The organism is Alteribacter natronophilus (assembly GCF_006007885.1).
Classification (GTDB): Bacteria; Bacillota; Bacilli; order Bacillales; family Salisediminibacteriaceae; genus Alteribacter; species Alteribacter natronophilus.
In genome coordinates, this window is sequence record NZ_VCRO01000001.1 from 1,147,743 (window position 1) to 1,161,564 (window position 13,822).

General features: G+C 50.1%; 16 protein-coding genes. 3 read left to right on the forward strand and 13 right to left on the reverse strand.

What is annotated here, in order from left to right; translation table 11 throughout:
* Window positions 1–68: 68 nt before the first annotated feature.
* From FGB90_RS05790 to FGB90_RS05800, 3 genes are all read right to left on the reverse strand, one after another.
* Window positions 69–1,049 carry an ROK family glucokinase gene (locus tag FGB90_RS05790; protein ID WP_138809579.1) on the reverse strand — a complete coding sequence of 327 codons (981 nt, stop codon included), beginning with the start codon at window positions 1,047–1,049 and terminating at the stop codon, window positions 69–71.
* A gap of 284 nt (window positions 1,050–1,333) precedes the next feature.
* On the reverse strand, window positions 1,334–1,528 hold the full coding sequence (locus FGB90_RS05795; RefSeq protein WP_138809580.1) for a YqgQ family protein: 195 nt from the start codon (window positions 1,526–1,528) through the stop codon (window positions 1,334–1,336).
* Between the two features lie 34 nt (window positions 1,529–1,562).
* Window positions 1,563–2,069, reverse strand: a complete 507-nt coding sequence (locus FGB90_RS05800; protein WP_138809581.1) for a hypothetical protein — start codon at window positions 2,067–2,069, stop codon at window positions 1,563–1,565.
* A 155-nt stretch (window positions 2,070–2,224) separates the two neighbouring features.
* Here FGB90_RS05800 and FGB90_RS05805 point away from each other — a divergent pair, with 155 nt between their 5' ends.
* Window positions 2,225–2,611, forward strand: coding sequence for a YueI family protein (locus tag FGB90_RS05805; RefSeq protein ID WP_138809582.1), 387 nt, complete (start codon window positions 2,225–2,227; stop codon window positions 2,609–2,611).
* 270 nt (window positions 2,612–2,881) lie between these two features.
* Here FGB90_RS05805 and FGB90_RS05810 read toward each other — a convergent pair whose 3' ends face one another.
* From FGB90_RS05810 to FGB90_RS05850, 10 genes are all read right to left on the reverse strand, one after another.
* Entirely contained in the window at window positions 2,882–4,342 is a 1,461-nt protein-coding gene (locus FGB90_RS05810; protein ID WP_138809583.1) for a spore germination protein, read from the reverse strand.
* A 441-nt stretch (window positions 4,343–4,783) separates the two neighbouring features.
* The gene (locus FGB90_RS05815; protein WP_171051713.1) at window positions 4,784–6,343 is read right to left on the reverse strand and encodes a rhomboid family intramembrane serine protease; all 1,560 of its coding nucleotides are present in this window, start codon (window positions 6,341–6,343) and stop codon (window positions 4,784–4,786) included.
* Entirely contained in the window at window positions 6,340–7,080 is a 741-nt protein-coding gene (locus FGB90_RS05820; RefSeq protein ID WP_171051714.1) for an HAD family hydrolase, read from the reverse strand. The genes FGB90_RS05815 and FGB90_RS05820 overlap by 4 nt, the downstream gene beginning before the upstream one ends.
* Before the next feature lie 137 nt (window positions 7,081–7,217).
* Window positions 7,218–7,397 (reverse strand): protein YqgO, encoded by a 180-nt coding sequence (gene yqgO, locus FGB90_RS19610; RefSeq protein ID WP_246056062.1) that lies wholly within the window; start codon window positions 7,395–7,397, stop codon window positions 7,218–7,220.
* Window positions 7,398–7,477: 80 nt separating this feature from the next.
* Complete coding sequence (locus FGB90_RS05825; protein WP_138810050.1) at window positions 7,478–8,452, reverse strand: L-lactate dehydrogenase; 975 nt, start codon at window positions 8,450–8,452, stop codon at window positions 7,478–7,480.
* Window positions 8,453–8,617: 165 nt separating this feature from the next.
* Window positions 8,618–9,637 carry a ThiF family adenylyltransferase gene (locus FGB90_RS05830; RefSeq protein ID WP_138809586.1) on the reverse strand — a complete coding sequence of 340 codons (1,020 nt, stop codon included), beginning with the start codon at window positions 9,635–9,637 and terminating at the stop codon, window positions 8,618–8,620.
* 76 nt (window positions 9,638–9,713) lie between these two features.
* Window positions 9,714–10,508: a DUF92 domain-containing protein gene (locus FGB90_RS05835; protein WP_138809587.1), complete on the reverse strand. Its 795-nt coding sequence runs from the start codon at window positions 10,506–10,508 to the stop codon at window positions 9,714–9,716.
* The gene (locus tag FGB90_RS05840; protein WP_171051715.1) at window positions 10,505–11,065 is read right to left on the reverse strand and encodes a 5-formyltetrahydrofolate cyclo-ligase; all 561 of its coding nucleotides are present in this window, start codon (window positions 11,063–11,065) and stop codon (window positions 10,505–10,507) included. The genes FGB90_RS05835 and FGB90_RS05840 overlap by 4 nt, the downstream gene beginning before the upstream one ends.
* A 406-nt stretch (window positions 11,066–11,471) precedes the next feature.
* On the reverse strand, window positions 11,472–11,621 hold the full coding sequence (gene rpmG, locus FGB90_RS05845; RefSeq protein ID WP_138809589.1) for a 50S ribosomal protein L33: 150 nt from the start codon (window positions 11,619–11,621) through the stop codon (window positions 11,472–11,474).
* 86 nt (window positions 11,622–11,707) lie between these two features.
* Window positions 11,708–12,331 (reverse strand): hypothetical protein, encoded by a 624-nt coding sequence (locus FGB90_RS05850; protein WP_138809590.1) that lies wholly within the window; start codon window positions 12,329–12,331, stop codon window positions 11,708–11,710.
* Between the two features lie 346 nt (window positions 12,332–12,677).
* Between FGB90_RS05850 and FGB90_RS05855 the strand changes: the two genes are divergently transcribed.
* Both FGB90_RS05855 and FGB90_RS05860 read left to right on the forward strand, forming a co-directional pair.
* Window positions 12,678–13,079, forward strand: a complete 402-nt coding sequence (locus tag FGB90_RS05855; protein ID WP_138810052.1) for a response regulator transcription factor — start codon at window positions 12,678–12,680, stop codon at window positions 13,077–13,079.
* A 15-nt stretch (window positions 13,080–13,094) separates the two neighbouring features.
* Entirely contained in the window at window positions 13,095–13,634 is a 540-nt protein-coding gene (locus FGB90_RS05860; RefSeq protein WP_138809591.1) for an endolytic transglycosylase MltG, read from the forward strand.
* Window positions 13,635–13,822: the final 188 nt, after the last annotated feature.

A 13,822-nucleotide genomic window follows, 5' to 3' on the forward strand; every position in this document is an offset into this window, starting at 1 on the left:
TCTTTTTTAGTATACCTGTTTCGCCAAAAGTGAGCCAAATAAAAGAGAGGGGGACTCCCCTCTCCTTTTTATGAACTATACCTGCCGGTTTTCTCCCTCGCGAGCCAGGCTGCTCCCAGCACACCTGCGTCGTTGCCGAGCTCGGCTATTTCAAAAGTGGTCTCTGCGGCAATTTTCGGAAGTGCAAACCGGTCAAAATGACGGCGAAGAACACGCAGCAGTTTTTCACCGGCGCGGGATACACCTCCGCCGATTACGATGACGTTCGGATTAAGACTGTTAGCCAGGTTACCAACGGCCAGTCCGAGATGGTACATCGCTTCCTCCACGACAGCTTCCGCCCCTGCATCTCCCTTTTCAGCTTCATCGAACACATCCTTGGCAGAAAGTGTTCCCGTGTCGTCAAAAAGCGCTTTGAGTCCCTCGCTCTCGCCATGGTGGACTTTTTCCATGGCAAGGCGGACAATTCCGGTCGCTGAACTGACCGTTTCAAGACAGCCGGTTTTTCCGCAGTTACACGGAGAGCCGCCTGAGGGAATGGATGTTATATGGCCGATTTCTCCTGCCATTCCGTACGCTCCCTGAAGAATGCGCCCTTCAGCGATCAATCCGCCGCCAACACCGGTCCCGAGTGTAACGGCAAGCATATTTGGCGCTCCCTTCCCGGCACCTTTCCACATTTCCCCTGCTGCTGCAAGGTTGGCGTCGTTGTTGGCATAGACCGGAACGCCTGTCTCCCTGCCAAGTCGTTCTGACAGCGGGTAGTTTTGCCACCCGATATTTACTGCCTGATAAACAAATCCCGTATCCGCTTCAATAAAGCCCGGTGCTCCGACACCGATCCCTTTCAGTACAGAAAATTCCTCCTGATGCGAGGCAAGCCTGTCCTTTAAAGCCGCAGCAATATCGCCTGGGATGTAATGACCGTTTTCAGCGGTATTAGTGGGAATCTCCCACTTTTCAATGAATGATCCTTCTTCTGTTAGAATGGCAAGCTTGATCGTCGTACCTCCAACGTCAACGCCTGCGAGCCACGTCTGTCTGTTCATATGTATCTCCCTTTTCACTATATTGTATATGCTGTTTTCGGAAAGATTGTTGTTGTATGACGCTGCAGGCGGACGCTTTCCGCAGGCCGGGGAAGTACTTCTGCTTCTTCCTCTGCAAGTTAATCTTCGAAGCTGTATACGTCGAAGCAGCTCGAAGCAATCACAGGATGTAAACGCTCGCCCCTGATGCTATTCCCGCTGGAGTCGCCGCCTTTCGCTCTATAATTAAAGTTGTCAATAGCAACAATCTATACGAACACAGCCATAGTATAAGACCCGACCGGTTACGAGCGGGCCTTTCTCTTTTCCTCAAGCAGAATCGTGCGGGCTTTGAGAAAGTTTTCTCTTTCTATCATCCCCATAGCGTGAAGTTCGCTCACTTCTGCCTCCATGAGTTCCACGTCCTGGGACCGTTTTCCGGTGTAGATCACTGTTCCGAACTGCCTGAGGAGCTGCTGTACATCGTAAAAGCTGTTCATCTCTCTTCCCCCGCTACTGTAACGTTCCTGTCTATTATACCAGTTTCAGCACCGCAATAAAGACAAAGAGAAGAATCGGTACATACTGAGTAAGAAAACGGAACTCGGTGTTGCTTTTAATCACCGACATTAACCATGCTGCAGCAAGGATGCCAGCACCGAAAATGAGGGTAAACAGAATAACAAACCACATTGACAGACTGGCAATACCCGATTCAAATCCCAGAACAAAGAAAAACGCAGCAAACGCGGCCCAGTGATAAAGCCCTCTTACAGGAATATATCCTGTCGAGGGGTGATATGTCCGGAAAAAAAACACAGCCATAATCACTGCAGTAAGTGAAATTAACCCTTTCAGCAGCGGTTCGGGAAACCAGAGCCAGCTTCCTGCCAGCATTCCGGTCCAGACGAAGAAAAAATAAACAAGTCCGGTTACGGTGAGTACAACATGCCATGAAAAAATCATTTTTGCTGTAAGCAGTGAACCGACGGCAAGTCCTGTCAGAAACATAAAAAATACAAAGGTAAACAGATCAAGCAACCCTCATCCCTCCTCGTTCATTTCTATGAATGAAACCGTCGGATAAGGACAAGAATTTGTATTGTAGAATTGCGTCGGATACTGGTATAATGGGATTACAGAAAGTTTGAGAAATACTGAGCATACTCACTCCAAAATGAAATGGGGAATCAGTAATGTCTGAAGAAAAACTGAAAGAAGTACTTAAACAAGGCATGTACGGTACACCGGAAATCCGCCCCGAAGAACGTCGCCTTTTCCTTTCCACACTCAGAGAACGTGTCCACCTCGCTCTGACCGTACAGCAGGTCCGGGAAAAGGGCATGTACCGGGAAGCCGAACAGCTGATGAAGAAAAGTGGTTTAAAAATGTATATAAACGGCGCTCTCAACTATCCTGCTTACTCGAATTATGTGCAGGCAGCGGGTAAGAGCGGAGTTCCATTTACTGTCGTTAATGACGGCAAGGATTCTCCTGTGGGTCTGGTGCTCGCTTCCGATACTGCAGTGGAAAAAGATGAAATATTTATTGAAGATGAACTGTACAGCCGGGATATGAGCTGACAGCAGAAAGGCCTGCCTGTAAGGGACACACTCTTCCCTTAAGGGCAGGCCTTTTCATTTGGCTGTTCCCGTATAGCTTGCTGCTATTACAAGATAAATTATAGAGCGGAAGGCGGCGACTCCTGCGGGAAAAGCAACAGCCGAAGACCCCGGAGGGTGGTTTTTCCGAGGAGGCTGAGGCGTTGCCCGCGGAAAGCGTCCGCCTATAGCGTAATAAACAACAATTCCAAAAAGAGTATTTTTAAAAGCGGGTTTTACCGATGCCGGCTGTTACCTGTCCGGATCAATCGGATGCAGTGCCCTCGGCCTGCGGTTTTTCAGCGGCATCGGTGCACGGAAGAGGACGTCCCGGGCACCGCGGCGGTTGAACGGCAGAAACGGCCACAGATACGGCACATGAAAGGCCTTCATGGAAGCGAGCAGCAGTATAAGAAGCGTGGCCCCGATCATGTAGCCGGGCACATGGAAAAATGCACATAAAATGAGGAGCGCAATCCTCATCATCCGGTTGGCCAGACTCATTTCATAGCTCGGTGTTGCAAACGATCCGATCGCTGCAATTGAAAGGTACAGCACTACCTCGTGCGTAAACAGGCCCACTTCAATTGCGACTTCCCCGATCAGAATGGCTGCCACAAGTCCAAGAGCAGTACCAAGTGCCGTCGGTGTATGAATTGCAGCCATCCTCAGCATTTCTATGCCGATTTCAGCTGCTATAAACTGCCCGATCAGCGGTACTTCCCCCGGCTCGTCCACTCCGATGTAGGCAAGCTGATCCGGAAGAAGCCCCGGGTTTTCAGCAAACACGAACCAGAGAGGCAGAAGAAAAATACTTGTCCATACTGCTGCAAACCTCACAAGCCGCAGTGTACTTCCTACAATCGGTTTGTGGCGGTACTCCTCCGCATGCTGAAGGTGATGCCAGAAGCTTGCCGGTGTGATGATGACACTCGGGGAACCGTCAACCATAATCAGCACGTGCCCTTCCAGGAGGTGGGATGAGGCTACATCCGGACGTTCCGTGTACCTGATTACCGGGTAGGGGTTTGTATAATCACCAAAAAGAAATTCCTCAACCGTTTTATCTCCCATCGGCAGGCCGTCTGTATCCATTTCCTCGAGCCCTTTTTTGATATGTTCCACAAGTTTGGGGTCTGCTATATCCGCAATATAGGTGACACAGCAGTCCGAAAGGGAGCGGCGGCCGACCCGGACAAACTCATTGCGCAGGTTACGGTCCCTCACTCGCCTGCGGACGAGTCCCGCATTAAACACAAGCGTTTCCACGAATCCATCCCGGGAACCGCGGATGACCTGTTCGGATTCCGGTTCCTCCGGCCCCCGGATTTCATATTCCCGTGTATCGATCACAATGCCCTCGGAAACTCCGTCGATCAGCAGTACAGCGGGACCGGAGAGAATTTCGGTTACAGCATCCTCGAGATCATCAACCTTCTCCAGCTCCACATATGGAATGCGGGATTTCATGAGGTGATCGAGAATATCGTCCTTATCAGCTTCGTCAATGTGATTCAGCTCACGCTGGATCTGAGTGAGAGCTTCATCCTTGGCAAAGGCATCGAGGGTGAACAGCGCCATGTCGATCCCGCCGTAGTTCAGCTCCAGAAAAACGAGGTCAAAGCTTTTATCTACGGCAAGTTCCTTCTTCAGGTAATCTATATTCTTCTTCAGGCTTGGGGAAACCGGCTGTTTTTTGGGGTTCTGTTTCACACTGGTCCACCTCCACTCCTCTCATTTTCTGCCGGGAGGGGGAAATTAATGCATCAGTGGATACAGGCTTTTTTGGCGTGACGGCAATCTGGAGGGCGGCGAACAGACAAAAATTACTGACGCGGCTATTTTGGAAGAGCTTCGCTTTACGACATCCGCTCCCTTTCCGCGCCGGTCCGGGGAGCCTCCTCTACTTCGTCAGAGGACTCCCAGCTGGCTTCCCACTCCCGCATCGGCGTAAAGTTCGCATGAGACAGGAATTATTATTCTTTTAACTGTTTTCGGAGTGATTGCTGTTTTATGACGCTCCGGGTGGACGTTTTCCGCGGGCATCGCAGCCTTTCGCTCCATAAATAATTTGGTCGATTACAACAATCTTTAGGAAGACATTATTTTTAATAAAAAAAACCCGTAAGGCAGCATCACCTTACGGGCCGGATTTCAATCCATTCTTCTTTCGATTTCCTCAGTCAGCTCGCGGAACTGGTCATTGTCCGGTTCCAGCTCAATCGCACGTTCGGCTGAATCACGGGCGGTATCCAGATCTCCTTTTTCCAGATATACGAGGGCAAGGTTGTAGTGAGCAGGTCCAAACCCTTCATCCAGATCGAGAGCTGCATAGTAGTAATCCCCCGCTTCCTCATACTCTCCTTCCATGGCATACGTATTCCCAAGAAGGAACCAGACTTCAGGAGTTTCAGCACCGCCTTCCGCTGCCAGGGTCAGATACCGCCTCGCTTCCTGATAATCTTCCTCCTGATAGTACTCCTGCCCGATCTGAGCGTAGGCGAGATACCCGGTCCCGTCCTGCGGCTTTGAATAGCCGTAAAAGAGCAGCCCTGCAATTCCTGCTGCCGTCACCGCAAAAGCAAACAGTCTTCTTGCCGGCCGGAACGGGGTGCGCGGCAGATTGACAGCCGCTGAAGCGAGAAAGCCGCCGACCAGTCCTCCGATATGAGCCCCGTTGTCGATCATCGGAACAACAAACCCCAGCGTCAGGTTAATCCCGAGAATCACGAGGACACTCATCCCCATTGTGCGGAAAAACAGCCTCCGGTGCTGGACACCGAAATAGAGAAGAGCCCCGAAACATCCGAAAATAGCCCCGCTCGCCCCGGCCGAAACCTGTTCGTTAAATGCAAAACTCGCCACCGAACCGCTCAGGCCTGCAATAAAGTAAATCAGAAAGAAACGAACGGTTCCATAGATCCGCTCCACCGCCCCGCCCAGATAAAAAAGGGCGAGACTGTTCATAATCAGATGCAGAAAGCCGATATGAAGGAACATGGCGCTGAAAAACCGCCACCATTCCCCCTCCAGAATTAACGGATTAAACTTGGCACCAAAATCGATGAGGGTGCGTATATCCGTCGTCGAACCCTCCTGCTCCACAAGCATATACATGCCCACAATGGAAAAGAGAAGTATAAAGGTGAGAACAGGTTTTCCGTAAAGAAACAGATTCCGCTCATCCTCCGTTCTTTTATCGGCAGCACGCCGGACTTCATTCCGGAGCGTCCGGAGGAGGCCTTCACTTTCCTCCGCTGTATGAAGCGGCACAAAAGACGGCGTCTCGTTCAGCGCCCACTCTGTAGCCATCGGAAACATGATCTCTTCTTTATTCCCTTCAGTCATCAGGATCGTTCGCAGCTGTTTTTTTCCTCCTGCTGTGAAAGGAAGCGGCCGGTCTGCCTCGGACTCCCATGAATCGACCGGTTCGTACAGGCTTACGATGAGGTTCACTACATTCGCCTGCCGGAGACCGAGATGCCTGCGCACTTCCTTTGCCCGCTTTTCTGCCTTTTCCACCTCTTCCCTGAACTCCCTGGCCCAGTCAAGGTCGCGGAGCACGACTCTGATAATCTGGTACGGCTCCTGCCTGTCATCCTCAATCCAAGCTTCGTCCCGGTTTTTTGAAAGATGAACGAGACGCATTCCTTCTTTGTTCACCAAATGGTATAACAGCTCCCAGAACCGGAGCTCCTGGGTCACCCGGTTCATGAGCCTCCTCCTGACAGCCGGCTCTGCAGAAAGTCGTGGACTTCCTGGATCGTGAAACATTCGGCAGCCGGTTTATGGTCCGTTTTACGGTCTTCTCTTCTTGTATTCAGAAATAGACTGTCCCATCCTGCATCGATCGGTCCCGCCACGTCGTGCTTCCAGGAATCCCCTACAAACAGGACGGGCTCCTTAAGAGAGAATGTCTCCTCTGCGAGCCGGAAAATCTCCGGATGCGGCTTGGCAACTCCCGCCTCCTCGCTTACAATCATCTGTTCAGGGGTAACCCATCGGGATATATTCAGTTTTTCCAGCTTTCTATACTGGGTGTCTGTCGTCCCGTTTGTTATGATTCCAAGCCGGACTCCCTTTCTTCCAAGCATATCAAAAAGGCTTTCAATCCCAGGAAATGGCTCTGTGAATTCGTCCACAATGCGATAGTAGCGTTCATGGAACCGATCCGCCTCGCGATTCCCGAGCCGGAGTGAGAGTTCATCCATCGTTTTCGTAAAACGCATTCTTCTGTATTCCGTACCGCTTACTTTTTTCTTTTCAAACAGGTCCCAGAAACGGTCACTGTTCCTTTTAAAAACAGGAAAAAAATCTTTAAAAGTGACGTGGTCACAGCCGGGAGCCGGTTTGATCAATGTATGAAAACAGTCTTCCATTGCCCGCTTGAACGCGGCTTCGTGACTGAATAATGTATTATCGAGATCAAAACAGATACTATTCCACTGCACGGCGTTTCCCCCTTTTTGCAAGTATAGCAAAACCTGCCTGTCCACTGCGACGGAGAGGACTTCCGTCCAATAAGCTTCACAGCGGGCTGTAAAATCAAAAGGCCCTGAACTGGTGTCAGGGCCTTCTGCTGCTGTATTTACCTGATGACCTGGGAGAGCATCCGAGTCCTTACAGCAGGAATGCGCATCACTGAACTGACAGCAAGCCGCCGCAGCCAGGGACGTTTTAAAAAGGCATTGATGATCCGGTATCGCGTCCGGTAAAGAAAAAACGCTCCGCAAATTGAAGCTGCCATCCACAGAATCCTGGTTCCCACGCCCATCCCTCCTTTTATACCTTTAGGGTGAGCACAGGCGTACAAACTTATCCAGTTACAGTGTTATCCATTATTCGCCATTAATCAGATAAGCGCCGGACCGGTTCCATAGCCGTTTTCAGAGTCTTTGCAGAATGCCTGAATGCAGCCGCTTCCTCCTCGTTCAGATCAATTTCCACTACCCGTTCCACTCCTGACTTGTTTACGACAGCAGGCACGCCGATATAGAGATCCTCTTCTCCGTATTCGCCTCTGAGCAGCGTGGATACTGTGAGAATGGAATTCTCATTACGCAGGATCGCTTTTGTCAGCCTGATCATCCCAAGTGCAATGGCGTAATGGGTAGCGCCTTTCTTCTCTATAATGTCATAAGCGGCATCACGAACGTTTACAAATATCCGGTCCAGGTCCTCCCGGGTGGCGTCCGGCATGTATTTCTCGATGTAACGACTGAGCGGTTCAAGCCCGACCCGGGCCTGACTCCAAACAGGCAGCTCCGTATCCCCGTGCTCCCCGAGTATATAGGCATGGATATTACGTACATCGAGGTTCAGGTAGTCGCTGAGCAGAAACCTGAAACGGGCACTGTCAAGGATCGTTCCCGACCCGATGACCCGTTCCATCGGCAGTCCGGAAAACTTCCACGTGGCGTAGGACAGGATATCCACCGGGTTTGTTGCGACAATAAAAATACCGTTAAATCCGCTGTTCATGACGTCTTTGACGATGGATTTAAAGATCTTTGCGTTTTTTTCAATAAGGTCGAGGCGTGTTTCACCGGGTTTCTGATTTGCACCGGCCGTAATGACCACGATATCCGCCTCGGCACAGTCTGAATAATCACCGGCCCACACTTTCATGGGAGAGCCGAACGGAAGACCGTGGTTTAAGTCCATTGCGTCCCCCTGTGCTTTTGATTCGTTCAGATCAATAAGCACCATCTCATCTGCCACATTCTGATTGATCATGGCAAAAGCATAGCTGGAACCGACAAAACCTGTTCCTATTACGGCAACACGGGTAATTTTGTTTCCATACTCTTCGCTCACCTTCATCACCTTTCCCTCGCCTCTTTCGTTTTAGTGTACCTCTTTTTTTGCAGTGAAAAACATGTTCCTGATAACATTGTACACTATTTCACAAAGTCTCAGAGTGAAAAAGCAGAGACTTTTTTGACAATTCCATGTCGGTCTTAAAAAGTCCCTGCTTTCTGTCTGCAATCAGCTGCCTACGTACTTGGCATAAACACTCCTGGCCCGGGTAACGTCCTCCGTCCCCTGCACAAGGGTCCTGCCATCTGGAAAAAGTACAAGACGGATCCCCTCTTCCACATCGGCTCTCAGGAGAAATGGTGTTTTTTTCACAGTTCCGACTTTAGCCAGCCGGTCATTCCATTCGCTAAGATCCCTTTTCCCGCTGCCCTGAATCTGTACCGTTTCCCGTCCGCACAGAGTAACAGCACGGTTGTCTCCTTCAGAACTGTTTAAAAACGGAAACTCTTTTTCCACGCAGGTCGGACAACCGTCGCGTTTTTTCAGCTTCATTTCAAAACGGGAGCTGCCCCAGACATCGAACGTTAGCAGTGTGCTTCTTACCGCCTCTTCGTTCCCTGTAAGCAGCTTGAGTGCTTCGGTTGCCTGAAAGCTTGCAGCCTGGTCGACTGCCATGGAGAGAACACCGGCAGTATCGCACGTCTGTCCTCCCGAAGCACCCGGTTCCACCATGCACCGCAGGCAAGGGGTTTTACCGGGAATAAATGATGCCTGCATTCCCCTTGCACTTACTGCACCGCCGTAAATATACGGAACCCCGAGTTTAAACGCCGCGTCATTAATGAGGAAACGAGTTTCAAAATTATCAGTTCCGTCCAGGACGAGATCGCACCCTTCCATTAATTCAAGGATATTTTCCCGGGTCACGTCAGTTACATGAGCAGTGTACTTAACTGCTGAGTTGATCTGCTTAAGCCTCTCCAAAGCCGCTTCGGCCTTTGGCTTCATTTCAGCAGCATCTGATTCAAGGAACAGCATCTGCCGCTGAAGGTTGCTTTCCTCCACATAATCCCGGTCAGCAAACACAAGGTGCCCCGTTCCTGCCCGTGCCAGATGATTGGCCACTACCGTTCCAAGGGCACCCATGCCGACAATCAGCACCTTTTTATCCGCAAGGCTCTGCTGTCCACTTTCCCCAACCGGTTCAAACAGCATCTGCCTTGAATATCGATTCCATGTTTCATTCATGATGTGCGCCTCCTCCAGGGTTTTGTCTCCATTTTACATTGCTGCCGGCGTGACGGCGAGTATTGGGGTTCATGCGTTACATGAACAGCCTGGATGCACTGTAGCCGATCAGGACAGCAGACAGGGTGCAGAGATGATTTACTGCGTCATTACTGATCCAGCTGACGCCTCTGATTTTTTTTACGGCCAGACCGCAGTGTGACTTCCGCTCTGTCTTTATCCCGCATCTTTGGCACTGATACAGCGTCTGCACGGTCCCGCCGGCGATTGTATCAATGAGCTGACCGGTGAATCCGGCAGCTCCGATCAGGACTGCCTGTTCCCAGGTGAGCAGATTACCAGTGAAACCGGAAAAAAGCACGGCACCTGCAGCCACTGCTGCGGCACCTCCTGCGGCACCGGCTGTTCCGGGAAGACTGACTGCCCCGGAGCGGCCCTTTTCAACCCGCTTCAGGCGGAGCAGATCAACCGGCTTTTGCCTGCTGAGCCTGCCGAACTCCGATGCCCACGTATCGCTGGCAGCCGCCGCAAACCCTGCTGAAAAAGCAATCACCCAGGCGGGATCACTGGTAAGCAGGAACAGGATGGCCGCCACTGCAGGCCACCCTCCATTCGCCATTACCTGTGCCCAGTCACGGCAGTTTCCTTTTTCTCCAGTCTCGTCTGCAGGTAACTTTTTGTCCAGCCATTTGCCCAGTACCGACGAGGTGATAAAGAAGAGAGCAAGAACGAGCAGGCCGAAAAGATCAAAGGCAGCCCCGATCATCATGGCGACCAGTACTGCCGTTACTGCACCGCTTTTGTTCAGTGAACCTTTTATGTAAGCTGCAGCGGCGAGCATTATCACGCCTGCAGCTGTGATGATGCTCATACAACGCCGTTTTCCGTGATCATGATTTTCACCGGCTGATCGTGCTCTTCCACAGGAATATTCTCTTTCAGCTGATCCGAATAGAGAAGGGAACACGTGAAAAGACCGGGATTCGCAGCAAGGTAGCGGTCGTAGTAACCACCGCCGTAGCCAACCCGGTACCCTTCCCTTGAGAAGACCACACCCGGTACAATACAGAGATCACTCTCCCCGGGCTCCAGTTTTCTGCACCTGCCGGGATCGGGCTCCTTCAATCCGTAGTAACTGTCCTCAAGGTCGTCGTACGATTCTATTACATAGAAATGAAGACTGCGGGTTCCGGGCTCACATTTCGGAGCGGCCATTGTCTTTCCCATGCGCCAGCCTTCTTCAATGACTGCTTTCGTATCCACTTCCGTACCCCGGGAAATTGTCACACCGACCGTCCCGGCCTTTTTCCATTCCGACAGTGAAAAAAGGTTATTCCGGATCTGTCTGTCCTTAATTTTAAGATCATCATGGTTACTATTTTCCAGACTGCTGAGGACTGATGCCCTGAGCGATTTCTTTTCATCCAAGCCAGCCACTCCCTTTTTATATGCAGAATAGAGTAAACTCCTCGTAACCGCTGCCCGTGCTGTCTGCTCCAAAAGCTCCTGATTCTATTTATCAATCTTTAAAGTTAGCTGTTTTTTCGGATATACTATTTCTTTTGCAATATTAATTATAAAGCGGAGGGCGGCGACTCCAGCGGGAATAGCATCAGGTGAAGACCCCGCAGGGCGTTTTTCCCGAGGAGGCTGAAGCGATGCCCGCGGAAAGCGTCCGCCTGCAGCGGAATAAAACAACAATCTTTCCAGAAGAAGCATTTAAGTTTCAGCTCTTTCAGAGAACTATCTGCTCTTAGCCTGTTTTACCTGCTATCGTAATTCTTCCATGTATACTAAAAAAAGCGACCTTATAAAAAAGTCGCTTTTTTGCCCATTACTTCGTTTCTTTGTGAACCGTGTGACGCTTAAGGCGTGGGCTGTATTTCTTAAGTTCAATACGGTCCGGGTTATTACGTTTATTTTTTTTCGTAATATAGTTACGATCGCCAGTCTCTGTGCAGGCAAGAGTTACTTGTACGCGCATGATATCTCCCTCCAAACTCTAATCTTTACTCATACTTTTAAAATATAGCAAAAACAGAGGAGACAATCAAGAGCCACGCACTTATTTTACTCGTTTACGATCGATCGGATTGAATTGGATTCCCCACTGAGAAGGCCCAGATACTGCGCATGGGCATCCTCGAGCCAGAGCAGATCCTCATGTTTCATTTCCCACTCATAAAAATAGCCGCTTTCATCAGGTTTCAGGTTCAGATAGTACTCAAGGCCCCAGCCGTGACTGAACTGAACGATCGGCTGCCTCGCTGCGTGCTCGGTTTCGTGACGCCCCGCTTCGTCCACCAGCGTAGTGGAATATCTGCACAGCGTATCCTGACTCGTCACTCCTCCAAATAAGGCGTAACGGTTGTTGTCGTGGACAATCAGTGATTCCTGGCTCGGAGAGTAGTAGACGACTTCCGCTCCCCTGGCCACCATCTCATAGCGAATATTGAGACGGACAATGATCTCTTCTTTTCCTTCATTTGCAACGACAAGTTTATTGATCGTCCGGTTCTGGCTTTTCATCGGCAGGTGAATCCATTTCCATCGGATATCCCCTGTGAGTCCCTCTTTATAGCGGAGCGGGGATTCGCTCTGATTATAAATGGCTGTCTGGTGTTTCCGGCCTGCAATAAATGTACTGTGTTTTTTCCAGGACGACACTCGTTCGGTTAAATGATTCACACGCATCCCTTATCCCTCCTGTCCGGTTCATGTTCCTTCCGGCCTGTACTACCTTAATCTTACTTAAACCGCTTACGCCCAACAAGAAGGCTAAATTGTCACAGTTTGTCAGACCCCTTTACTGCGGGTAAATAAACCCGTTCATTTTTTTCAGCACATACCGTCCACCGGAAAAATACAGCACATTTACCTTTTTCCCCCTAGAAAAACGAAATACTTGGCGAATGTTGTAAACGTTATGTCTGCCACTTCGACAAAAAGCGGATATTTGTTCCTCCAGCCTCTGGCAGACACAAAATAAGTGTGATATAACATAACCGTACATACGAGAACAGGGAGGATTTCATTGAACATGGGATGGACAATTGCACTGATGTTCGGAGTAAGTGCGCTGCTGTTTTTACTTTCGTTTGCCCGGAAAGATCCTTCAAAGGAAATGGAAAAACAGCTCGAAAACTTCTCCATCAGTCTGATGAAGGAAATGTATCAGCTGAAAAAAAAGGTAAATGTTCTTGAAGAGGAACACATGATTGCCAACGGTACCCGGGAAGCGGCTGCAGCTTCTCTTGAAGACTACAGTTTTGAGGAAAAACAATCAGCGTCTTCTCAGACTCATAGCGGTGAGCAGCCTTCCAGGCAGCTGACACGCGACGACGTTCTGGCTTTATACGAAGAGGGTTACAGCGTAAAAGCAATCTCCGAAGAGACATACAGAACAGAACAGGAGATAGACGACCTTTTGGCTAAAAGGTAAGGGGGATCACAGATTATGGTTACAAAGACAGGTCTGCGGGCAGGGGCTGCAGGAATTTTCATGACAACCTCCGTATTTGCAGTTCTTCACTATACCGGCAGCACGGCTGAAAGCGCAGGTGAAGGTGAAGGTGCAGCTGATCGGAGTGTCACGATCGAAGAAGCCCTTTCTGTCCTGGAGGGTAATGAAGACTACCGCATCCTCCATGCCGAAGATGAAGAAGCAGCGGAAACAGATTCCGAAGCTCTCGCAGAAAAAGAAGCGGAAATCGATTCGCTACGATCGGAAGTAGACTCGCTTACTTCAGAATTAGAGGAACTTGCACAGGAGAACGGAGATTCCGAAGTCATCTACCAGACCACCCTCGTTGTGGGCTCGGGTATGACTTTCGGCTCGATCGCAGGTATTCTTGAGCGGGCCCAGGTCATTGATGACCGCGGTGCGTTTAACGATTACGTGAGCGATAACGGTCTTGAAATGAGTCTCCGTCAGGGAGAGTTTGTGTTTGACAGCAGCATGAGTATTGCTGAGATTGTGGATGAACTCACATCCTGATCGTATTTTATAAGAGGCTGGGCAAACCCGGCTTATGAGAATGGCCCTTACCGTCGGTAGGAGCCATTTTTTTTGTATTTAGTATTCTAATAGATGATTGTTCAAGTATGCACTCGCTTGCCGCGGGCAAGGAGTCAGCTAACCGGGGAAGATCACCCCGGTGGATCTTCCGCCCTTGCTTTTCCCGC